The 22,935-nt window shown below is 44.8% G+C and carries 21 protein-coding genes; 9 read left to right on the top strand and 12 right to left on the bottom strand.

Annotated features, from left to right (window positions below; all coding sequences use genetic code 11):
• Nucleotides 1-226 precede the first annotated feature (226 nt).
• The 3 genes from ribD to ACEN8J_RS00785 form a co-directional block, all read right to left on the bottom strand.
• A complete protein-coding gene (gene ribD, locus ACEN8J_RS00795) occupies nucleotides 227-1,327 on the bottom strand; it encodes a bifunctional diaminohydroxyphosphoribosylaminopyrimidine deaminase/5-amino-6-(5-phosphoribosylamino)uracil reductase RibD (RefSeq protein WP_029519328.1) in 1,101 nt (366 codons plus the stop codon).
• A complete protein-coding gene (locus ACEN8J_RS00790; protein WP_029519329.1) occupies nucleotides 1,324-2,088 on the bottom strand; it encodes a GTP cyclohydrolase II in 765 nt (254 codons plus the stop codon). The genes ribD and ACEN8J_RS00790 overlap by 4 nt, the downstream gene beginning before the upstream one ends.
• A gap of 83 nt (nucleotides 2,089-2,171) precedes the next feature.
• The gene (locus ACEN8J_RS00785) at nucleotides 2,172-3,269 is read right to left on the bottom strand and encodes an FAD-dependent monooxygenase (protein ID WP_029519330.1); all 1,098 of its coding nucleotides are present in this window, start codon (nucleotides 3,267-3,269) and stop codon (nucleotides 2,172-2,174) included.
• 268 nt (nucleotides 3,270-3,537) lie between these two features.
• Between ACEN8J_RS00785 and ACEN8J_RS00780 the strand changes: the two genes are divergently transcribed.
• Nucleotides 3,538-3,873, top strand: a complete 336-nt coding sequence (locus ACEN8J_RS00780; protein WP_495594165.1) for a winged helix-turn-helix transcriptional regulator — start codon at nucleotides 3,538-3,540, stop codon at nucleotides 3,871-3,873.
• A gap of 147 nt (nucleotides 3,874-4,020) precedes the next feature.
• Here the strand turns inward: ACEN8J_RS00780 and ACEN8J_RS00775 are convergent, their stop codons facing one another.
• The gene (locus ACEN8J_RS00775; RefSeq protein WP_165149506.1) at nucleotides 4,021-4,413 is read right to left on the bottom strand and encodes a winged helix-turn-helix transcriptional regulator; all 393 of its coding nucleotides are present in this window, start codon (nucleotides 4,411-4,413) and stop codon (nucleotides 4,021-4,023) included.
• A 148-nt stretch (nucleotides 4,414-4,561) separates the two neighbouring features.
• Between ACEN8J_RS00775 and ACEN8J_RS00770 the strand changes: the two genes are divergently transcribed.
• Nucleotides 4,562-5,080, top strand: coding sequence for a DJ-1/PfpI family protein (locus ACEN8J_RS00770; protein WP_340956930.1), 519 nt, complete (start codon nucleotides 4,562-4,564; stop codon nucleotides 5,078-5,080).
• A 193-nt stretch (nucleotides 5,081-5,273) separates the two neighbouring features.
• The gene (locus ACEN8J_RS00765) at nucleotides 5,274-5,975 is read left to right on the top strand and encodes a YoaK family protein (protein ID WP_029519333.1); all 702 of its coding nucleotides are present in this window, start codon (nucleotides 5,274-5,276) and stop codon (nucleotides 5,973-5,975) included.
• A gap of 12 nt (nucleotides 5,976-5,987) precedes the next feature.
• Here ACEN8J_RS00765 and ACEN8J_RS00760 read toward each other — a convergent pair whose 3' ends face one another.
• A complete protein-coding gene (locus ACEN8J_RS00760; RefSeq protein WP_495594164.1) occupies nucleotides 5,988-7,163 on the bottom strand; it encodes an alanyl-tRNA editing protein in 1,176 nt (391 codons plus the stop codon).
• Nucleotides 7,164-7,401: 238 nt separating this feature from the next.
• On the opposite strand from ACEN8J_RS00760, the gene ACEN8J_RS00755 reads away from it, so the two are divergent.
• The 3 genes from ACEN8J_RS00755 to ACEN8J_RS00745 all read left to right on the top strand — a co-directional run bounded on the left by ACEN8J_RS00755 (nucleotide 7,402) and on the right by ACEN8J_RS00745 (nucleotide 10,627).
• A complete protein-coding gene (locus tag ACEN8J_RS00755) occupies nucleotides 7,402-7,935 on the top strand; it encodes a MarR family winged helix-turn-helix transcriptional regulator (protein WP_029519335.1) in 534 nt (177 codons plus the stop codon).
• Nucleotides 7,936-8,073: 138 nt separating this feature from the next.
• Nucleotides 8,074-9,393 carry an HlyD family secretion protein gene (locus ACEN8J_RS00750; RefSeq protein WP_495594163.1) on the top strand — a complete coding sequence of 440 codons (1,320 nt, stop codon included), beginning with the start codon at nucleotides 8,074-8,076 and terminating at the stop codon, nucleotides 9,391-9,393.
• Nucleotides 9,377-10,627 carry an ABC transporter permease gene (locus ACEN8J_RS00745; protein ID WP_495594162.1) on the top strand — a complete coding sequence of 417 codons (1,251 nt, stop codon included), beginning with the start codon at nucleotides 9,377-9,379 and terminating at the stop codon, nucleotides 10,625-10,627. Before ACEN8J_RS00750 ends, ACEN8J_RS00745 begins: the two co-directional genes overlap by 17 nt.
• A 122-nt stretch (nucleotides 10,628-10,749) precedes the next feature.
• Here the strand turns inward: ACEN8J_RS00745 and ACEN8J_RS00740 are convergent, their stop codons facing one another.
• Complete coding sequence (locus ACEN8J_RS00740; RefSeq protein WP_029519338.1) at nucleotides 10,750-11,310, bottom strand: NAD(P)H oxidoreductase; 561 nt, start codon at nucleotides 11,308-11,310, stop codon at nucleotides 10,750-10,752.
• Between the two features lie 162 nt (nucleotides 11,311-11,472).
• Between ACEN8J_RS00740 and ACEN8J_RS00735 the strand changes: the two genes are divergently transcribed.
• On the top strand, nucleotides 11,473-11,868 hold the full coding sequence (locus tag ACEN8J_RS00735) for a winged helix-turn-helix transcriptional regulator (RefSeq protein ID WP_013373192.1): 396 nt from the start codon (nucleotides 11,473-11,475) through the stop codon (nucleotides 11,866-11,868).
• Nucleotides 11,869-11,913: 45 nt separating this feature from the next.
• Here ACEN8J_RS00735 and arsC read toward each other — a convergent pair whose 3' ends face one another.
• The 4 genes from arsC to ACEN8J_RS00715 form a co-directional block, all read right to left on the bottom strand.
• Nucleotides 11,914-12,333: an arsenate reductase (thioredoxin) gene (arsC, locus tag ACEN8J_RS00730; protein ID WP_029519339.1), complete on the bottom strand. Its 420-nt coding sequence runs from the start codon at nucleotides 12,331-12,333 to the stop codon at nucleotides 11,914-11,916.
• Between the two features lie 25 nt (nucleotides 12,334-12,358).
• Complete coding sequence (locus ACEN8J_RS00725; RefSeq protein ID WP_318628111.1) at nucleotides 12,359-13,648, bottom strand: arsenic transporter; 1,290 nt, start codon at nucleotides 13,646-13,648, stop codon at nucleotides 12,359-12,361.
• 86 nt (nucleotides 13,649-13,734) lie between these two features.
• Nucleotides 13,735-14,085: an ArsR/SmtB family transcription factor gene (locus ACEN8J_RS00720; RefSeq protein WP_318628112.1), complete on the bottom strand. Its 351-nt coding sequence runs from the start codon at nucleotides 14,083-14,085 to the stop codon at nucleotides 13,735-13,737.
• 81 nt (nucleotides 14,086-14,166) lie between these two features.
• A complete protein-coding gene (locus ACEN8J_RS00715) occupies nucleotides 14,167-15,762 on the bottom strand; it encodes an alkaline phosphatase family protein (RefSeq protein ID WP_495594161.1) in 1,596 nt (531 codons plus the stop codon).
• 185 nt (nucleotides 15,763-15,947) lie between these two features.
• Here ACEN8J_RS00715 and ACEN8J_RS00710 point away from each other — a divergent pair, with 185 nt between their 5' ends.
• On the top strand, nucleotides 15,948-16,721 hold the full coding sequence (locus ACEN8J_RS00710; RefSeq protein ID WP_495594160.1) for an alpha/beta fold hydrolase: 774 nt from the start codon (nucleotides 15,948-15,950) through the stop codon (nucleotides 16,719-16,721).
• A gap of 222 nt (nucleotides 16,722-16,943) precedes the next feature.
• On the top strand, nucleotides 16,944-18,170 hold the full coding sequence (locus ACEN8J_RS00705; RefSeq protein WP_495594159.1) for a sugar efflux transporter: 1,227 nt from the start codon (nucleotides 16,944-16,946) through the stop codon (nucleotides 18,168-18,170).
• Nucleotides 18,171-18,178: 8 nt separating this feature from the next.
• Here ACEN8J_RS00705 and ACEN8J_RS00700 read toward each other — a convergent pair whose 3' ends face one another.
• Together ACEN8J_RS00700 and ACEN8J_RS00695 are read right to left on the bottom strand one after the other, a co-directional pair.
• Entirely contained in the window at nucleotides 18,179-19,396 is a 1,218-nt protein-coding gene (locus ACEN8J_RS00700) for a macrolide family glycosyltransferase (protein ID WP_318628115.1), read from the bottom strand.
• A 191-nt stretch (nucleotides 19,397-19,587) separates the two neighbouring features.
• Nucleotides 19,588-22,896 (bottom strand): pectinesterase family protein, encoded by a 3,309-nt coding sequence (locus ACEN8J_RS00695; RefSeq protein ID WP_495594157.1) that lies wholly within the window; start codon nucleotides 22,894-22,896, stop codon nucleotides 19,588-19,590.
• Nucleotides 22,897-22,935 lie beyond the last annotated feature (39 nt).

Below are 22,935 nucleotides of genomic sequence, written 5' to 3'. Positions count from 1 at the left end.
TAGTTTCTTATGCCCTTCCCATGCTCCACAACATTTCGGAAAAAGAGTGACTTTGCGGTGGGCAGCAGCGGAGCGAAGGGGTTGAATCTGGAGAAGCGGAAGCGTTCGCCTTTGCAGTGGGATTCTTACCTTTAAATCTCTCATACAATCCGAAGAATCCCACTGCAACAGCGATCGGAAGATCAACCTCTCCGCGAAGCGCCTCCTCCACCCGAAAACAACTCACTCATTTTCCCCGCTCAAAATACCCTTCTATTTTCCAATCTACACCAACCTGTGTCACGCTCAAATCATGCAATGCCACCGCATCGCTCATCGCAGACACGCCTTCTCCCCCGAGAAATCCCGGGGCTGCACGTCCTCCAACCAGCTTCGGCGCCATATACAGCACCAGCTTGTCTGCCAGCCCTTGCTGCACGAACGAAGCGTTCACTTCGGCTCCGCCTTCCACGAACACCGATGACACCTCCGCTGCCCCCAGAATATCCAACATTTGCGGCAGGTTAACCCGATCGCTGTTTTCATCCTGTGTCGGATATACTTTTACACCCAGCTGTTCCAGCTGGCTTCGCTTGCCTTCATCGTAGGCCCGTCCTGTGAATATCCAGGTCGGAGCCTCCCCATCTGTAATGACACGAGCATCCAATGGAATTCGAAGCTTACTATCCAGAATGATACGAATCGGATTCCGTCCTTCTGGTAGACGAGTCGTAAGCTGAGGATTATCATGAATCACGGTCTGTACACCGACCAGGATTCCTACATGCTCGTGACGAAGACGATGCACATCCTCCCGTGCAGCCTCAGATGTGATCCACTTGCTTTCAGAGGTTCGAGTTGCAATTTTACCGTCCAGCGTTACTGCTGATTTGATCGTAATAAAAGGACGCTTGCTCACGATATATTGATTGAACACTTCATTCATGCGGATGGATTCCTGCTCACATACGCCGACAATGACCTCAATGCCTGCATCTTTCAAAATCTGCACCCCTCTGCCGGAAACCAGCGGGTTCGGGTCCAGCGCTGCAATCACCACTCGACGAATGCCAGCCTTCACAATCGCTTCCGCGCACGGGCCTGTCCGGCCGTGATGGGAACACGGCTCCAGCGTTACGTAAATCGTCGCTCCCTGAGCGTGTTCACCCGCCATACGCAACGCATGAATCTCAGCATGTGGCTCGCCGGGCTTCAGATGAGCGCCGATCCCAACGATACGGCCGTTGTTGACAATGACTGATCCGACGAGCGGATTCGGTTCTGTTTGCCCTTTAGCACTTCTGGCATTTTCCAGTGCCAGGCGCATATATTTTTCGTGAGTGGTCATAGAACCTCCCTGAGATCGGAATCCCGCAAATGGCCGGATCGTTCCACTTTTGTATTCAAATACCGTTCATTATATTGCGACACATCGCCCCAGAGCGGCATACGACCCGCCACATTCATACCCGATTTTTTCAAGGCATCCAGTTTTTTAGGATTATTTGTAATCAGGGTTACCGGCTTTTGTCTCAGGTGACGGAGCACACTAATGGCATCCGCATAGTTGCGTGTATCATCTTCAAAACCCAATTGATGATTGGCTTCCACGGTATCCATGCCTTCTTCCTGCAGAATATAAGCCATTGCTTTACTAAACAAACCAATTCCGCGGCCTTCATGGTTAGCCAGATAGAACAATGCACCCGTTCCATGTTCCACGATCATTTTCATGGACTGGTGGAGTTGAAATCCGCAATCACAACGCTTGCTACCAAAAATATCTCCAGTATGGCAAATACTATGCATGCGAACTAATGCATTTTCCGACTGCTCGAGATCGCCGTACACCAAAACGCTTGACTGTTGTCCCTCTGCCAAATCCAGTGTGGACAATCGCTTCACAATCGTCTCAGCGGTGGCATTCAGTAAGTCCTGACGATCTTCCTCATCCCGTACAGGCAACCAGCAGTACCACTGAAAAACAACCGTTTCCCCTTCCAAATTAACTGGCAGCTTGATCGGTCCAACCAAAATCGTCGAAGATTGTTCTCCACGAACGGTTTGAATTTTATCGTTAAGTAGCGTAGCTACATCTTTTTGGTTCATCTCTTTGCACCATCCTTTATATAAGCTCTATATAGAAAATGCCTAATTCTTCAAAGGCTAATCGTTATTGTTAGGGTCATAAATCATTGAACTCTGTGTAAGAAATGTTCATGAAACGTGGATTCCATCGTCAGTTGCCGTTCCTGAAGCTCGGTGACAGCCTGCCGTCGTCCGTCTTCGAACGCCTTTAGGTCTCCGGCGGTATAGCTCTTCTGTCGTAAACGAAGAAGCTCACTGGCTAGCACATCGGCATCCTTCAAAGCTGCGTTCAAGCCAAAAGCTCCGGTAGGTGTCATGGTATGCGCCGCATCTCCAATAAGGACCAGTCCGTTCTGCGTCCAGGTGTCACTACGACTGCTGAAAATATCCAACGGTACGAAGTCCTTCCATGAACGAATATGATCATGCACACTATGCTTCAAATCTGGAAAAGCCTCTGTAAACCGTTGTATAAATGGTTCAAAGGATTGCTTAAACAGGGTTAGAAAGCTACCCTCCTCCACATTCCAGCCAATTTGAATATAGCCCTCAGCCTGCGAGAATAAAGCCAATTGTCCTCCGTTGACCCATGCCAGACGAGTGACGGGCTCCCACCCAGCAGGTGCCGTAATTTTCGCCCATAGCAGATCATAGCCGTGTCGAATGTTCGTCACAGGCATCTGCGCCAGCTTGCGCACAGTCGAATAGCGACCATCTGCCCCTACAATCAACGAACTGTGAATCGTGATCTCATGACCGTTCTTATCGCGGGCGGTCAAGCCCGTGTACCCCTGCTCGCTGTTACCTTCCAACGCAGTCACAGTTGTACCCGCCAGGTAACGGAAGGACTCGTAGGTTGACGCCTGTTTGAGCAAAGCCTCCAAAAATCGAGGCTGTGGAATATGAACCCCCACATTACCATCAACTGATACTGGCTTGACCGTCTTCACTTGCCGCTGATGCCCCCAATATTCGATTCTTGTGGAGGCGAGAACATAGTTCTCATGAATTTGTTCGAGCAGCTTATGCCTTTGGATCACTTCCTGACCCTCATCATTCAAGATTTCACCGCGAAAGGCCTTTCCCGCTATGCTCTGCCGTTCAATCAATATCGTGGATACACCCTGCGCCGCCAGTAGACAGGACAACAAAGTCCCTGCGGGTCCCCCTCCAACTACGCACACTTCACATTCCAGCTTCATCCGACTTCCCCCTACACCCAAACCATAACCTCAACGATTAGTTCGTACCTGTTCATTTAATTACATCATTAATAATATCAAAAATAACATCAAATTAAGTTTAAATTTTAAGCATTCATATCTTAAGCTCCGTCTCAAAGCTAACAAGTTACTTTATGTAACAAAGTATATTTATATCATATCATTTCGTCAAGTAATAAATTTATGTAAAGTAAAATCATTTACTTTTAACAGTGAATCGTTAATAATAGGAGCATGAGGTGATCACATGAACATTCCGCAGATGTGTCCACGGTTTGAAAAGGCTATGGAACTACTGAGTAAGCGTTGGACGGTATTGATCGTATTTCAACTAACGAATGGTCCGCAACGTTTCGTCGCTATTGAGAATTCAATTCCTAATTTAAGTGGAAAGGTCCTTTCGGACCGTTTGAAAGAGCTGGAGGAAGAAGGAATCATACAACGTATGGTTTATCCTGAGAAGCCTGTACGGATTGAATACTCTCTTACAGATAAGGGACGCGATTTAGCTCCTTTGTTTGACCATATCGGTACTTGGGCTACACGCTGGATTGAGGTTCTACCAGTACTTGAACAGCAATGATCTTATTGAAGCAGCTTCACGGCTACCGCTATTGTTCCTAGACTAATATGATAAAAACACAGACTGCTAACATGTCAAAGAACGCCTTTGCTCTAAGTACAATTGTACTCATAGTGCAAGGCGTTCTATTTTTCATATGAAGGAACTTTAAACGTTTCCCTCACCGCTGCGCTGCATCTCCTCACGAATGGATTGCACCCGTTTTTTCCCCCAGTCATACATCATCTCCACAATGGGTAAAATCGTCATCCCCAGCTCGGTCATCGAATACTCCACCTTTGGAGGTACCTCGGGATACACTTCCCGGTGCACAATACCGTCCTCCATCAACTCCCGCAGCTGATTGGTCAGCACTTTATGCGACAGCTTTGGAAACAGCCTTTGCAGGTCACTGAAACGGTGCGGCCCTTCTACGCCCAAATGCCATAAAATAACGACCTTCCACTTTCCGCTTAACACCGACAGGGTCAGTTCCTTTTCGCAGTTATAGTCCCCGTTGACGATCTTCTCCCGTATTTCTTCTCTTAGTGTATCAGACATATATAATTAACTCCTTCTAAATCATCATGGTCTTGCACTCTAATAGTAACCTTTAGGTAACCTCCGTACTTGAAAGTGCATTCTTCACAGCCTGACGAAGCCATCCTACAATAGTAGATAATGTTACACATTCAAGGAGGAATAAAGTATGAGTAAAAAAGCTCTTTTTATTATACCCCCAGAGCGCTTTAATGAGGATGAATTGTTTAAACCGAAGGAAGCGCTGGAACAAGCAGGCGTTACTGTGATGTTAGCTAGTACAAAAACAGGCGAAATCATCGGTGACTACAACGGTAAAGCAACCGCTAATCTTATTTTTACAGACGCTGTGCTGGCTGATTATGATGTGGTGTCTGTGATCGGCGGCTCAGGAACGAATGACCATCTGTGGAATAACGCGGATCTCCAAGCTGTGCTGAAACAAACCCATGAGCAAAAAACTTTATTGGCTGGCATCTGCGCAGGCTCTGTAGCCGTGGCTCAAACCGGACTACTCTCTGGTAGAACGGCTACATGCTATCCAGTGGATGTACAAAAGGATCAGCTTCAAGTGCATCAAGCCGAATATCTCGCTCAGCATGTCGTTGCGCATAGCGACATTATTACAGCCGATGGCCCAGATGGTGCACAGGAATTCGGCGCAGCCCTCGTTCAAGCTCTGCAATAAGCACATTCTCGAAGTTCCAGATGACACTTTAAACAGCACTCCAACAAGCCGCATCACGTCCTTTCTATTGTATGGGACCTGATGTGGCTTTTTTGTGTCATTTTCATGCTTAAGTGATTAATTTAATTGTATGGTCCTGGATTTTCGTGTTAGCTTTAAACAATCGACGTTTAGCATAGGAGGCTTATATGCCGTGTTTATGAAAGGCAAAATACATTTACATCAGGTAACGTCCGAATCGTTGCGACTGGGCGCCTTACTATCATTAGTAGGGGGCTTTTTGGACACATATACCTTTGTTGGAAGAGGCGGTGTTTTCGCCAACGCACAGACAGGCAATATCGTGCTGCTGGCTGTCAAAGTCATTCAGGGGCACTGGATTCAGGCGTTATCCTATATCCCGCCCCTGATCGCCTTTTCACTGGGGGTTTTTGTTGCTGAAGGGATTAAACGAAAATCAACCCACCGTTTAACTCCGGACTGGACCCGCGCAATTCTTTTACTGGAAATTGCGATTTTTTTCATCGTGGGATTGATTCCGCAAGGAGTTCCCAATACGGTAGTGGTGGTGATCGTCTCGTTCGTCGCTTCCGTGCAAATGACTTCCTTCCGCAAGCTCATTGATGTGCCGTACACCTCCACGGTCAGCACCGGTAACCTCCGATCAGCTATCGAGGCTGTGTATGTCGCCGTAACGACCAAGGACACGAACGCTGCCATTCGAGCGATGCGTTATGGTGTCATCCTGGCAGCCTTCTTGGTAGGAGCCTTGCTGGGGGGATTTCTAACTCTGACAATTGGGGATAAAGCCGTTTGGGGCGCTGTTGTTGCACTTATTTTTTCTTTTATTTTATTTACAGAAAAGGAAAAGTGGAAGCTTCCCCTACGCCACTAATCCTCCATTACATCAGCCCTGAACGAACTGGCGCTGGGCCGTTTCAAAGAAATTCAAAAGGTCTTCACGGGACGGGAATGCAGCCTGAGCTGATTGGTTGCTACCGCCCCCCTTACCGTGAAATGCCCCCAGATTCTCTTTCAAAAATGCTCCGCAGCTAACAGACTGGGTGCCGTTATGTGCCAGAAGGATTTTGTTTTCTGCTGTTGTGGCAAATAGAACAAGCAAATCATGCTCAGCTGTCAGCTTGGTAGCCAATTGCTGCATGTCCTGCAGGGATTTTTGTTCGAATACATGAGCAAGAACATGCCCCTGCACAGCAGATAGCAACTCTTTCGCCTGGTACGAAGCATTTTCCTCTTGTAGGAGCTCCACTTGCGCCTTAAGCTGTTTATGCTCCTGCTCCCACTTTTCGAATCGGGTCAAAATATCTTTTCGCCCGGTATTGAACTTCATAGATAACACGTCCAATATCTGAACACTATCGTTAAAATCCTGGAGTGCGCGAGCGCCACATTTGAAATGGATTCTTGCCATCCCCTTCTGCTTCTCCCATTTTAAGCATTTAATGATCCCAATTTCCCCGGTCTGAGCTACATGTGTGCCACCGCAAGCATTATATTCAATGCCCTCGATCTCGACAATCCGAATATTTTCTGTCACTTTGGGCGTTTTCACAAGCGGAATGTCCTTCAATTGCTCACGGGTTACAAAATAACTTTTTATGCTGCGATTACTATAGATTTGCTGATTTACTTCCTGCTCGATTGCCGATAGCTGCGCAGGCGTTATATCCGAACAGTTCACATCAATCGTGTCATATTCTTGTCCCAGATGAAAGCTTTCCGTACGGGCACCCAACAACTCTAGACAAACCGCTGACAGCAAGTGCTGCCCGCTATGCTGCTGCATATGATCAAATCTGCGTTCCCAATCCAATCGGCAGGCTACTTTCCGATCCTCCGGCAAACGCTCTACCTGATGCCAAATATCCCCTTCTTCGAGAACAACATCTAATACACGGACGCCCTGAATGGTTCCTGTATCACAAGGCTGGCCTCCACCATGCGGATAAAAGGCCGTTTCCTCCAGCGTAACCAAATATTTTCCGTCTCTTTCCATGCTCTGTGTAATATGAGTGTCCCACTCCGTAAGATTTGGAGCAGTGTAGTATAATTTTGTCGTCATTCCAGGTTCCTCACTTTTGGGTTTTTGGTCTCGTGCGATATCCACTTATTATCAAGCACTTCATTGTAAATATCAATGTAGGGAAAAGCTTAAACCATTGCACGAACAACCTCCATATGGTGAACAATCGCATGACGATTAACAAAGTTTAGCTTGAAATTCATTTTTGAATAGATTAAGATTAGTCGGCTAACTAATTTATTGATTGGAACATACTGTAAGAAGAAAGGAGAACCTTATGGATTTTGATTTACGGGACTTGCCCACTCGTGAGGCGCTACAAGAATTTTCTATGCGTATCCCCGAGATTGATGTAAGAGCAACAGAAGCTATGCTATTTTTTATGCGGGTATCTTCCAGCGTCTTTAAAGTCAGCTTTGAGGGCTTTGAGAAGTTCGGTATATCTCATGGGAAATTTTCAATATTAATTCTTCTGTACCGCAACATCCATACAGGATTGCTGGCTACAGAGCTTGCGGAGAAAGTAGGGGTTAGCAAGCCTACTGTTACCGGTCTGCTTGACCGCCTGGAACGCGATGGGCTTATTATTCGATCTGTTCATCCTTCCGACCGCCGTATGAGCATTGTTAAACTGACCGAACAAGGAACAGAAATGATGGAAAGACTGCTGCCTATACATTTTACAAGCACTTCCACACTGATGAGCCACCTGTCCACCGATGAAAAGGAATTGCTCCTGACGTTACTGCAAAAAATAGAAAGTGGCATCCCTCAAGCAAAAGAGATATATAAAGCAGCAAAACCAGAATAAGTTTTAATTTTGCGCTTTAGTTAGCCGACTAACTTTTAAATTATTAAATAAAAGAATAAATAAAATGTACATATCAGGATATTTATTTATTCGAGTCCCTGTTTAACTCATTTTATGAATTTAAGGAGCGTATTACTCATGAATCGCACACAAGTCACCAGCCTCATCATCCCTCTCATTTCTATCGCCTGTCTTATCGGCGGGGGGTTCCTACTCCAGACCAACGGACAAGATCAAGTCAATGCTTCTCGATCCGTTAAAGGCACAACACTAAATGCGGATAGCATTCATGTATCGTTTGAACAAGTAGGAGGCAAAATCCTGAACATCCCGGTAACAGAAGAAACTAAGGTGAAAAAAGGAACTGTCCTTATGACTTTGGATTCCACAGATGTGGATCTGCAAATTGAGCAGCTGCGGACACAAATCGCCCAGTTCAATACGCAAATCAGCCAACAACAACAATCCATCCATTTAGGGTATACACGAGCAGCAACTCAGGAAAAACAGGCACAGCTAGATATCGCGCAAGCTCAAGTGACTGAGCGTAAAAGTCAGGCGGCATTGCAGCGGGCACAAGCGGCTGAGCGTCAAGCCACTGCTGCGGAACAACAGGTCAATAACGGGGCTCGGGCTGAAGATGTTCAGCAGCAACGAATTGCCGTAGCTTCAGCCACCAAAAACGTTCAGACGGCGCAGACCAACTATAAGCGTAATAAAGCACTCTATGATGCAGGAAGTGCATCCAAAGCAGCGTTGGATGATGCCGAATCCTCTTTGACTTTAGCGACAAATCAGTTGAGTCAGCAAAAAGAGGCTCTACAAAAGCTACTTCATGGTGCCACTTCTGAAGAACGTATGCAGGCCAGTGAACAGACGACACAAGCAGCCGTTTCGGTAAAACAAGCCGAGGAAGAAATTCGCGGTGCCCAATTGTCCGTCGATCGTTCCAAGACCCAGCTGGAAACCATTCAGCAGAGTCGTCAACAGTTGGCAGATCAGAAGCTGGCTATTGACCTTTTAAAGCAACAAAAAGACACACAGGAAGTTCAGCTTAAAACGTTGCTGCTCAAAAAAGAACGCCTGGTGTTAAAAGCACCACAGGATGGCAAGGTGACTTCGATTAGTACCAAAGTCGGCGAAAATGTGGCGCAAGGTGCTCCTGTGATTACCCTGGAAACCAACGATTTATATTACGATCTCTATGTGAATGAAGAACAAGCGGGGAAATTCAAGGCCAATCAAGAAATTAAAACTCATATCTCTGGTCTCAATAAGGACTTGAAAGGTACGGTACGCTATGTAACTGCTGCACCACAATTCGCTAATGTGAAGATGTCCCGTGAAAAAGGAGAAGCAGATACCGCTACATTCCAGATACGTGTATATGTAACAAGAGAAGCAGCTTTGCTACCAGGCATGACAGTTGAGGTGAATACAAATGAAATCTCTTCGTGATGAATGGTCGTATCTGGTTCACTCCAAGTATCCGATTATAGCTATTATCTTCCCATTGATTGCCGTACTGGGGTATTCACTGTTGCTCCCAAGCAGCCAAATTAACGACGCTAACGTGGTAGTGGTGGATCAAGATAACACAGCTTACAGCCGTGAGTTCATTCAGAAAATAGATGCTTCCCCGTATATGAACGTAGCTGAGATTGTTTCGTATACGGACAACCCTGAACAGTATTTTTATCATGAGCAATATTTGGCTGTTATTTCATTGCCGCATGGTTTAGAGGACAATCACAATCGTTCCCTCTCCAGCCGCGTGGGTCTCATTCTCGATAATACCAATGTACAATCTATTACTTCGATTCGTACAGCTATGCAGGAAATTAGCGTTTCCGAGAATATGGAACTGTCTGTTCCAGCTATGTTGAAAACCGGGATGAACGCAGAACAGGCTCAAGGGGCCCTCAATGGTATCGCCTTGGAAGTGCGTTCCATGTTTAATCCAACGAATGACTATCAGAATACGACGATACTTGCATTCACTTGTATGTTCTCTTTTATGATACTGAATATAAATAGCTTACCTCTGGTCGCCAGACTCCGGGTTTCCAAGAGGCTGGCTGCTGAGCTGCAAAATCCGTTCAACATCCTGCTGCGTATGCTTCCTTATACGCTGTTTTCGACGGCTGGCTTAATCTTCTCTCTAGGGATGCTTAAAGTGTTTGGGGGAGGCCGTTTCGAGGCCAATCCAATTCTCTTTATAATTCCAGTTGTCCTGTATGTATTCGGTACCGTTTGTATCAATGTCCTGGTTGCATGGGGCGCTGCACATCCGGGAATAGCCATTGGCAGAATGGTGATGATACTCATGCCTGCTTTTGTTCTATCAGGGGCTATTCTTTCCAGATCACTGTTTCCACCTTTAGCGATTCAAATCGGTGATTTCTTCCCCTTTGTATGGATGTATAAATTCCTGCGCACTATGGGTCTGCGTGGTGCACCTTTGCAGGAGATGCTTCCCGAACTCGGTTCTCTGTTACTATATGTGGGTGTACTCTCCTTGCTGGTGATCGCCAGAGCCCTATGGGAGAAACAGAAGCTGGCCAAGCAGACTGCGGGCACTGCTTCTGAAAAGGGATTACCACATCCCGTTGTTCCAGCAAGCACAACTGGCGGCGGGTTATCTATGCAAGGGGCACCATCAGCACCTATGCACGAGCCTATAAAAGGATAGAGTCTCGTCTACAAAATAAAAAAGGGTTAAGTGCCGTCTAACGATCCTTAACCCTTTTTCAATAATCAGGATTTTGTAAAATCCTCAATAATATTAAATTATCATTGTTATCAGAATAAAATTCACTTATATGCCCGACCTAATTGATAAGCGTGCTCCAGTAAACCTTCAATGTATTCTTTCGATTCGGATAAAGTATCATAGAAGAACTCCACCTTGGACTCTCTTACTCTTGCGTAACCAGCAATGGCTTTATTCAAATAATTAGTAACCAAATCGTGATATTCATACTTGATCAGATGTTCTTTCGTCCCCCCCGCCAAGCACATCCACAGAACCTGCTTTGACGTGAACTCCTGAAGTAAACCTATGTTCCACACTTTATCCAGGTACCCTTTTAGCATGGACGGGACACTATACCACCATAATGGAAACACAAAGACCAGAGCATCCGCAGCCACTATTCTATCCATCTCTTTCCGTGTTTCAGGAGCATATTGTTTATGGGTCGTATTCCAATCCAACTCATCTGCAGCGCTGTACACCGGATTGTATCCATCCCGATCCAAGTCCAAAATATCTACCTCGTGCTTATTCTCTTTCAATCCCTCTACAAAACGATTCATGACCGCAAGGGTTAGTGAATCTTCTCTAGGATGCGTGACGACCAATAAAACTTTCATGTATCCGTAACCTTCTTTCTCCTCATAATTAGTGAACCCTGTCTACAGATGCTATTATGGATGTTATACATTAAAGTGTGAAGTACGCACTTCAATGTACTGTAGGTACTTTAAGGTTCCTTAGTGCTTTTTGTACTACAGATCGGAGAGGGGGAAAAGTCTATGGAAGACAAAGCCAAAACCTATATGCTCGGGATCGAGGCAACTTTGGAGGTCATCAGTGGAAAGTGGAAAGGCATTATCCTACACCATTTAACCAGCGGCAGAAAACGTACATACGAACTTCGTCAACTCATTCCGAAAATCACCCAAAAAGTGCTCACCCAACAGCTTAGAGAGCTTGAAAAGGATGGAATCATCCACCGCATCATTTATAACCAAGTTCCCCCCAAAGTGGAATATGAGCTTAGTGAATATGGATGGGATTTTAAAGATCTGCTTGATCGTTTTTGCTTATGGGGAGAAGATCATTTGGATAGGATCTATGGAGATAAAACAAAGGTGTTGGAAGAGTATTCTGTGAAGGAGAAAAACGCCAAACAAGCACCACCCCTTTAAGGAGGCGTGCTTGCTGTAATACTATACCTAAGCTGTGTACCTTGTTTATTCACCAGTCTCCGAAAATTTCCGAATACGAGCCCCTACTTCATCCCGTACACGCTGGAATACGCTCCATTTCTCTTCTTCTGTTCCTTGTGCTTTAGCCGGATCATCAAATCCCCAATGTTCACGACGAACGTGCGGAGGTGTGATAGGACATTTATCAGCAGCATCTCCGCACAAGGTCACAACCAAATCCGCGCTGTTCAGCAAAGCAGGATCTATAATATCTGAAGTTTGACCGGAAATATCCAACCCTACTTCATTCATCGCTTGCACCGCTTTAGGGTTAAGGCCGTGTGCTTCAATACCCGCACTGTATACATTCCAACGGTCTCCCAAGTATTTTTTGGCCCAGCCTTCTGCCATTTGACTGCGGCAAGAGTTACCAGTGCATAAAAAGTAAATTGTCTTTTTTTCCATCATTACCGTCTCCTTCAATGTTCCATTATGAAATGATTAACCATAGATATAAGCCCAGTAGGGTCATAAAAAGTGTAGGAATGGTTAAGACAATGCCTGTCTTAAAATAAGTCCCCCAAGAAATTTTTACGTTTTTCGAACGGAGCACATGCAGCCACAACAACGTGGCTAATGAACCGATCGGAGTTATTTTCGGTCCCAGATCAGAACCAATGACGTTAGCATAAATCAACGCCTCTTTGACCATACCGGTTGCATGGGTAGCATCAATGGCAAGCGCATTAATCATGACCGTAGGCATGTTATTCATGACCGACGAGATAATCGCCGCAATAAAACCCATGCCCATGGTGGCCACAAACATACCTTGATCGGCAGCCGCTTGAATCACATGGGCCAGCAGATCCGTCAAACCGGCATTACGTAGACCATACACCACAACATACATTCCGATGGAGAAAAATACGATAGCCCATGGAGCACCCTTGATGACTTCTTTCATCGGCACTGCAGGGCTTCTACGCGCCATCAATAAGAAAAAGATAGCAATAATACCAGCCACCACCGAAACGGGAATATTAAAAAATTCGCATGCAAAGTAGCCAACGAACAAAACCGCGAGAACGATCCAGGACATACGGAACATCTTTGGATCTTTAATCGCTTCCGCAGGCCTGATTAATTGTGTCGCATCAAACGTTTTCGGAATTCTTTTACGGAAAAAAAGATACAGTACTCCTATACTGGCTGCTAAAGAAAATAAATTAGGTACAATCATGCGACTCGCATATTCCATAAAGGTGATCCCAAAGAAATCGGCTGACACAATGTTGACCAAGTTGCTGACCACAAGCGGAAGCGACGTCGTGTCTGAAATAAAACCGCTCGCTATAATAAAAGGAAAAATCATTTTCTCATCCAATTTAAGTGCCCGAACCATCGCCAGTACAATCGGTGTCAGTATTAAGGCCGCACCGTCATTCGCAAAAAAAGCAGCAACAACGGCGCCAAGAATGGTCACATAAACAAACATCCGGGTTCCGCTTCCTCGCGCAGCTCGTGCCATGTGAAGCGCCGCCCATTCGAAGAAGCCGATTTTATCAAGCACCAACGAAATCAGAATAATGGCTACAAAAGCCAGTGTCGCATTCCAGACAATATGAGTAACTTCCCAAACATCATGCAAATCGACGACACCCACCAGCAAGGCGAGTATGGCACCGCCACAGGCAGACCATCCGATGGACAGATTTTTAGGCTGCCAGATCACCAATACTAAAGTGGCTAAAAATATAATGCATGCCAACAAAATCAATGTTCTAAACCTCCAATATATTACCTTATAAACATATACTTATATAATAGCACCGTTATCCCTCAAGGAGATACACGGAACAGTCTTTAGGATGAACAAGCTGAGGAATCCGGTTCACAAAATGTGATCGGCTCCTCTTTATTCAGCCATTTTAAAATTTGCTTGGAGTCTGGCATACGCTCAAGAACAGCTTGAATATGCGGCTTATCGTCTACATTTAGGGAATAGTATACCCACTGACTTCGTCGTTCTTCTTTTACAATCCCTTGCGACTTTAGTTTTCTCAAATGTTGGCTAATTGCTGGCTGCGACATATCAAAGATATCTACAAATTCGCAAACACACCATTCTCTTTCTCTTAGCAGGGAAAGCATGGCCAACCGGGTTTTATCCCCCAGTAGCTTTAAATGATCGGCTACATAACCAAGTTGCTCCAATGTGTGACCTCCTTCCGCTTATATAACTACATGCTTATATGCTAATGGAGTTCAATCTTAATATCAAGAACCGAATAATACTTATTCGTTTACCAATTGCAGAATCCAGTCTTTTATATCAACGATTCGCAGTGTTTTGGGGCGTGTATTCGTTCCGGAAATAATTAATGGGACAAGGGAATCCTTTTCATGCAGCGATCCATGAGCACCTCCACCGATGTGGGTGGGAGAACTTTCACCGACGAGTTCATATCCGGGTTGGACCGTGACGACAACATATCTTCCTTCATGTGAATTCATTGCCCCGTGTAACCTCGCCAAAACGTCTGGATATTTTCCATACTTGATCCGGTTGTTATTCACCTTAATATCCACAAGGTCCTCTTCGCCCGACAAGGTCCACGATTGTCCATATTCATCAATGAATTTTCCACCGGGATGATAAGAAAATAGCTTACCCGTTTTCCCCTTTGTAACAACATGAATATTGTTTTTACCATCTTTCATAGCGATAATGTCGAGCTTGTCCTCATTTTGTAAAAACTTCACCACGTCAGACAACTCCACGTTATCGTTAATCGCATAGATATACGCCATTCGTTCATTAGCGGCAATCACGATTTGGTCTTCAGTTCTTACGGGTTGATTTAATTTTGCAATGCGGTAATGATTCAAAAGAGGCCTTATATCAACCGTTGCTGCCTGTCGATCATCATAAACCGCACTTTGTCCACTGTCACCCATGACAATCCATATCGCATTGTTTACAGCCTGTTCCCAAGAACCATATGCGTTCAACACAGTTTGCAGTGCTTGATCTGCTTTTTCGATTCCCTTCAGTTGAGTCGGGCCCTTTCTATGCGCCAAATTATCATTCTCAGGAAAGTATGTGATGGTTACGTCTGGAAGTTTCTTCTGGCTGATTAGAAAAGCGGCATCTTTTGCGGAAAATTCATCGTTCATCCCAAATTTTTTCCACAAAGGAGTATTCCAGTTATTTTTCGGATTCAATTGTGCCAGAGCTGCATAAGATAACCATTTAGGCCCTGTTACTATCATTTTTTCTGGCACCCTGTTGCTATTCGCTATGAAGTCAGGCACTTTTAAGGCATGTTTCGTTTTCCCTCTAAAGACAATAGCATTGATGGACGCGGATTCTTTTCCTTTGTCAGCCAATTCCTCATGTATGGTTTTCGTTTTTTTGTTCAAATGGACTTGGTTTAATTGGTAAATTGCGTCTAAGAATACTTGTAGTTGGTCTATCTTTAAGGCTTCTTTGGCACCATTGCCGTAGAGAATCATGCGTTTCTTTTGGTTGCTGTACCAAACGAGTCCGGGCACATGATGTTGGTCTGCATACGTTCCCGTTAATAATGTGCTGTCGATTGTCACAGACATCGTGGGAAATGAACTCACTACATGCGGAAAATATTGCCCTTGATTTAAGAGATATTGCATTGCGGGTGCACGGCCTTCTTGAATTGCTTCTTGCAAAGGCTTATCCATTAAAGAATCAATCAAGATCACAATGACAGGTTTTTTGCCCATTTGATTTACTGTGATAGGTGGCTTCACACTTTGTTGTTTTAGCTGTTGACTGGAGTCCGCTCTACACCCCAAGACCAACAACAATAAACCTAGCACTAGTGCTATGGTAACTTTATTCTTCATGCCCATGTATGTGTCCCTTTCTTAGAAAAACTTGATCCACTTATTTTTTTCTTGTACTAAAAAAATTATTCCTGCATTGGATCATCGGGACAAAGGTATCTCATACTAGCAATTAAAGATACACCTCCATGAATTTTTTGGATCTAATAGGCCAAATTTAAGATCAAACCATTCAGGGAGGGAACATAACCATGACGACTACAAACATAAGCGAATACTCCATGCATTATATGGATTCCGGTGAAGGAATGGCCATCCTATTCATTCACCCTCCGGTACTCACTAGCTTAAATTTCACATACCAAATCCAAGGGCTATCGCCCCATTTTCGAACCATAGCTTTTGACATCAGAGGACACGGTAATAGTCAGCCTTCCGAGCAAACGGTTACTTACCCTCTCATTGTCAAGGATATTAAACATTTGATGGACCGGATGAGCCTTGATAAAGTATTTCTGTGTGGATATTCTACCGGAGGCTCGATAGTACTTGAATTCCTCTTGACTTATCCAGATCGGGCATGGGGAGGCATTGTTATCAGTGGAATGTCAGAAGTAAACGAAGGGCGACTAAGAAACAAAATTTCTTTGGGTATTGCTCTTTCCAAAATCGGCGCAGTCGGTACACTTGCCCTTTCTATTGCTTGGTCACAAACGAAACAGCTATCTTTGTTCCGTAAGTTATTCAGCGATGCGAAGCAGGGAAATCCCAGGAATGTCGAGCAATATTATCGATACAGCTTGAAGTACAATTGCACCTCACAGCTCGGGGAAATCCAGCTTCCCGTCCTGCTTGTTTATGGTGAAGAAGATAAGCACTTTCATCCCTATGCCAAAATATTGCATCAACAATTACCAAATAGTGAGCTGGTTTTCCTTAAGAAAGCTGATCATCGCCTTCCTACGAAGGCCGCCGGATCATTGAATGAACTGATTAAGCAGTTTGTAAACCGCTTTAGCCTTTAAGGCACATCCTACGGGGAAAATCGTATACACATCTACTTCCCACTACCGATATTGTATCTTAGTCTGTGTATGACCTTGCATATGAGCTGCTCATCAAAGTGAAAAAAATTATATAATATTTTATACCATGTAAATATACAAATTATGCTAAGTTCATATATAGTTTAGATGGGATAGGTATGTATTATTCTGCTTCTAAATCTGAAGGGGTGTAAAAATGAAATGCTAAAGCGTATTCAAAATCTTTTTGTTATACCTAACTACCCATTGTTCATGATCTGCATGTTATTGCAAGGCATGGCTATATCCATCAGCGCACCTTTTTTAGCTGTATATTTTACAAGTACACTTGGCGTATCTGTAGGAACCTTTGGTGTGTTTACAGCGGTGAGTTTGATTTGTGGCATATGGATAAGCTCTCTGATTGCCAAACGTTCTGATACCGGATTAGATCGCAAACAAATTTTGGTGATTTGTACGTTATTTAATGCCGTAGCCTTTGCAGGATATCTTGTAATCCAAAATTTTTATGTGCTTTTTGTTTATATGACGATCTTTACGGCCATTGGTGCTCCTGGGATGCCGCAGTTATTTGCCAGTGCACGTGAAGCAGTAAATCGCAGTAAATCTGCGGATCACGCCTTTGCTAATTCAACGCTTCGGTCTATGTTTTCTCTTGGCTTTATTACCGGGCCGCTTTTTGGTTCCTTTTTGATTGCACATACGGGCTTTAAGGGTATCTTTATGGGAACGACCTCTATTTTTGTTCTCATTGCTGTGCTTCTATTACTTTTTATCAAGCAGCCTCCCGCTCAACTTAAACATAACAATCAACTTTCACTTCATCACATTACATTACATAAAAATATTGAGATTCTGATTCCCTTTTCCGTTCTTACTCTGCTCTATACGTCTCACTGGATGAATAATTTGAATATTTCCTTGTTCATCATTCACAATTTACAAGGCGACACGAGTGACGTTGCTCTAGTATCCAGTATTTGCGCAATTGTAGAAATCCCCTTGATGCTCATGTTAGGCGTACTAGCAGCTAAATACTCCAACCGTTTGCTTATATTTTTAGGAGCATTAACTGGAGTTGTCTATTATCTCCTTGTCCTTATGTCTACGGAGATGTGGCAGCTATTCGTGGGGCAGCTTCTTCTAGCCTTCTTTGTTGCAGTGATTTCTGCCATTGGCATTAGTTACATGCAGGATTTGTTGCCCTCTCTTCCAGGGTACGCATCGACGCTATATTCCAATGCGACAACCATCGGAAGACTGGTGGGGAGCTTGATGGGCGGATTAACCGCTCAATGGATTGGTTACCGAAACAGCTATTGGGTATGTTTGGCCCTGATCATCTGCTCCCTTGGTCTTCTGGCGATTTCAAAGAAACTAGAGTTTGAAAAATCTGCTACTTTAAAAGAAAGGAATCACAGTATATAGACTGCCGCTTATTTTTCTATGGTAGAGAAATGGCTCATGATTGTATCTGCCGCATGACTGTACCCACCAGCCTGGCGTAATGATTCGCCGATCACATGAGCCTGTTCTTTATAGGTTGGATGACTCAATACCTCTAATAAGGCAGCTCTCAAACTAGCGGGTGTAAGCTCATTTTTATCCACAACAACACCCGCTCCCAGTTCCCGCACCCGACTCGCTACAATGGGCTGATCCGATGTTAAAGGAATCATGACCTGCGGCACATTGTAATACAGAGCTTCACTTGTACTGTTCATCCCCGCATGTGTAACAAAAGCGTCCACATGCTGAAGCATTTCCAATTGCGGAATATAAGGCTTGATTATAAAATTGTCAGGGATACACGAGGCCAATGGCTCCATGTCTGTATAATTGCCTGAAGACAGCACAAACTGCACAGGCAAATCGCGAAATGCTGCAAAACAAAGCTTATAAAATTCCAAGTCTTTATTCAAAATAGTACCCATTGAAATGTACACCGCCTGTGGATGCAGAACACGAAGTTGTTCGAACGGGAAGGAAGGAGCATCTTTACGCGGTACAATAGAAGGACCTGTAAAAATAAAACTGTGATCCAGTTTTTCGGCTTGCGGTTGAAAATAGCGGCTTGTATAAACGATTCTTAAGTGTCCGCCATGAGGAGCAATCTCTTCTATAGCCGGAGCGTCAACCTGAAGCTCATTAGCCAGTTGATGCGTTATTTGCATCGTAGCCGTGTACAACTTTTTCACCTCCGGATCATTGTCATTCATGCCTTGCCCCGATCCCAATGGCTCTACGAAAGCAAAAGAAGCGATAGAGCACACAGCAGGGATTCCTAGCTTCTCAGCAATAATCGTGCCTCCCCAACCCATCAAAGAATCATAGATTAAATAATCATAGGTTCTGTTTTCAATAACTCTCAAAACCTCTGGAATAATCGGAAGAATCATACCTTTTACCATCATGTATACAAATTGATAATGATGTTTGTATTCTGCTGGCTTTAAATCAGAGTCTTTGGAAAAAGCATCATCCACAAAAGGGTAGGTGATCATCTGTGCTCCTGTCTGTTGAATTCTCGTACGATATTCTTCCGTACACACATAGTCAACATCCTCCCCACTGTCTACCAACCTTTTCACTAATCCTAGTGTCGGATTAACATGGCCTTCAGCAGGCGTGATCACTACTAACACACGTGCCATACGTTACACCTCCAAAATCAAAAATAAATTACAATTTGAAATAAATACATTTTTAACATAGCAAACATTTACCATGTAAACAAGTATTTTCAATACCTAAAAATTAAATATGTATCCTCCACTCAAACGATAGAAATAAGCGAGGCTGAACGCTAGAAGCGCTTGCCCCGCTTAACCACTGAACATCAAATTTAAAGACGCCAATCCCAATGATCTGGTCCACTCAGAACAGCTTCAACGGTGTACTGGCTTGCTTCATCGGCAGTAAGCTGTTTGGCCCAAGGTACACGTTCGCTACTTCCTGCACCTGGTCCAAAGTTATCAAACTCTCCAAATCTTGCGGTCTGCTCATTGGATTCCTTGCCCCAATTATTCCAGCCGCCCGGCTTGATATGGTCATCCATATAGGTCTTCAAAAAAGTAACATGAGCGTAAGGGCGCCATGGCCGTCCGAGATCCACCTTGCCTGTCAAGCCATTTTCTGTTGTCAGACGACATTGAATAAATACAAAGCCCGGCTTGTTCTCTTCTGTTGAAGCTGCTGTCACATATCCGGCACGCAGGCTGTGTATGATCGAATTATCAAACACAGCGGGTGCATTGCCAAATATAAAATCTACACTGCCACTGATGTAGCTGTCCTTGAAATACTGTCTGCCACGGTTCACAAGCAACGTATCCTGTAGGCCGGTAATTTTGACATTGTGATACTTACCACGATCGCCTTCGGCATATAACGCTACAGCCTGCACCTGCCCGGTTCCTTCTGTATTGGCAACCGTGACATTCTCCAACACAAAATCAGGACTTTGCACACGCATGGTATAGCTGTTGCTTGTTCCTAATTCTTTTCCATCCACCACGGTTTTGGCCGTATCATCAAAAGCAATGATCGTTTTATCCCGATCTTCTCCGATAATACTCAGGTTTTTCTTAGAGGAATTCACCTTTATTTTCTCACGATACGTACCGTTTTTGAGATGGATAACTGTCCTTGTATTGCTGTCGTCAGGGACTGCGTCAATAGCTGCCTGGAGAGATGTAAAGTCAGCAGGACCATAGGTCGCTACCACCACACTAGTGGGATGAGTTCCTCCTGAATCTGTCAGGTTGCGGATGGTGACATGGCTGAATTCCGACGTATTGTAATTCCATACATCGTTTTGTGGTTTGGATGCATCAGTAGCCAACCCGAACAATAGCGGTTGATGATCCGGCACATCTATAACCGTTTCACCAACCTTCTCCCAGTTCGTCACACCATCTGCGGACACCCAGCCGGTAACCTTTGGTCCTTGTCGTACCAGACGAACCGAATATGGCGTTGTAATAAACGTCTCCATTGACGCACGTTTCGTCTTACCCTCCGTTTGATCACGACTGATAAGAATACCCTGTTTGCCATATTTAACAAATGCTAAAGACATAAAAGCCATTTTTGATCCAGGCTTCAGCGATTCACGAATCATTACACCCGCTTCGGCATTATCATCCACTGGGGTAATATGTTCCACACGGGCTGTAATTTCAGTGTCACCTTCCCATTTTTGATAAGCATAATGGAAAATATCTGCCTTACCGTCAACGTCTCCCGCTGACTTCAGTCTTATACTGCTGCCGCTTGCATCTTCTTTTAAGACCTGAGTATGCCCTTTTATATAACCATCATTGCCCTCAGAGCCAATCTCTTCGCTGAGCCAACTTCCCGACGGCGCAGTCGTATTGACGTGAATGGTAACAGGATTGGAAAATGCAGCATTCCCCTTGCGGTCGGTCACCCGTACAATAATATAATGGGTACCGTCTGTTACATGATTCCAATCGAGATGATAAGGTGCGGTCTCTACTTTACCAACAAGTTTGCCGTCAATGATAAATTCAACGTGAGCAATACCATCTTTGTCCTTGGCTGTTGCTGTTATGGTCGCATCCCGGCCTGCTTCCAAAATATCGTTATGCTTTAGTGAACGTCCGTTTGCATCCGACACCTGAACGACAGCCTCTGGATTATTCACCTCATTTCCATTCGACAGCTTCTCAATAAGATCATTTAAATAGACCTCCAGATTCGTATAACCCTTGGCAAAATGAGCATACGCCCCTGTGCCGGCAAGCCCCTGACCGTTACGATCATCTGCATTATTGGGGTCCAGCCCATGGGCACGTTCCCATTCATCCGGCATTCCATCATGGTCACTGTCAGAAAGCTCCGTCGTCGTTACGTTAGAATCGTCATAAATCCACCCTGCTTCACGCGGAGAGTTAATAAATGCACCCGTTCCATTCTTCACATCATTCATAATTCGGGCGTCCACCGCATCTCTTCTTGGCAGCGTGGCTCCTGAGCCGGCAAGCACCTCCGTATATGCGGTTTGTGCATCTGTCGCTTGATATGGACCGTACGCATCGGGTGAGATTCCGTTGTCGTATTCCCCTCTGACTTCAATCGGCTCCGCCAAACGGGTGGACGGATCAATAATGGACCCAATGGATGTGCCAAGCTGCCAGTTGTCTTTCGTAACCGAGTCATTGCCGTACATATAGTTACCACCAATAAAGATGCGTGTTTTATATTTTTTACTACCCACGTCTACAAAAATTTGACCGCGAACGCCCTCATATGTGTTAGGGCCATACTTATAATAGTTATTTAGCACATTATACGATCCTTCACCGCCGCCGTATGAGGAGAAAAATCCCCAGTTATAAATGACATTATTGGTCATTTCCACAGCGTCGATTTGTTTTTTATCGGTTGGAAAACGCGGATTACGGCTTGCATTGTGAGCCAACAAGTTATGATGATAGGTGGAATTTCGTCCACCCCATATGCCGCCATAGCCGTGGCGACCTTTCTGGTGCGTAGTCATTAGCATACTTTCGGACGCAATGGACCATTGTACCGTTGTATTGACGTTGTCATACAGGCTCAGTACCTCATCCACCGACCAGCTAAAGGAACAGTGATCAATCATTATGTTTTTATGGTATCTGGCTCCCAATGCGTCATCCTCACTGGGGTAACGGTCGGTCAATCGGAAACGCAGGTAACGGAGAATGACGTTATCTGCTTCAATCCCTGTTGTGTAATCGCTTACAGCTATACCGTCGCCAGGAGCTGTCTGACCCGCAACCGTCAGATTGTTTCCCAAGATCTTAAGTGGCTCCTTGAGATGAATCGTTCCACCCACCCGGAATACGACCGTCCGATTATCGGAGCTGACCGCTGCGCGAAAAGATCCGGGAATGATCTGCTCCCCTTTGCCGTAGTCTGCCAGCGTGGTAACCTCATACACTTCACCTCCGCGTCCACCGGTAACATATTTACCGCCACCCTCAGCCCCCGGAAACGCCGGAATATCCGTCGCCACTTTTGCCCCCTTTGCGTTCTCTGTTCCTACCGCAGTCTCCGCTTGGATTAGTGGCGGGCACAAGGTCAACAACAATGAACCCACAACCACGTTACATAGCACCTTTTTCCATGTACGCTGCTTGCTCATATTCTGTTTCCTCCCTAAGATTTTCTTCCACATCAGCGC

This window comes from Paenibacillus sp. Paensp38, from assembly GCF_059491915.1.
The sequence above is the reverse complement of the archived record's forward strand: the minus strand, read 5'-3'. Positions and strand labels throughout refer to the sequence as shown.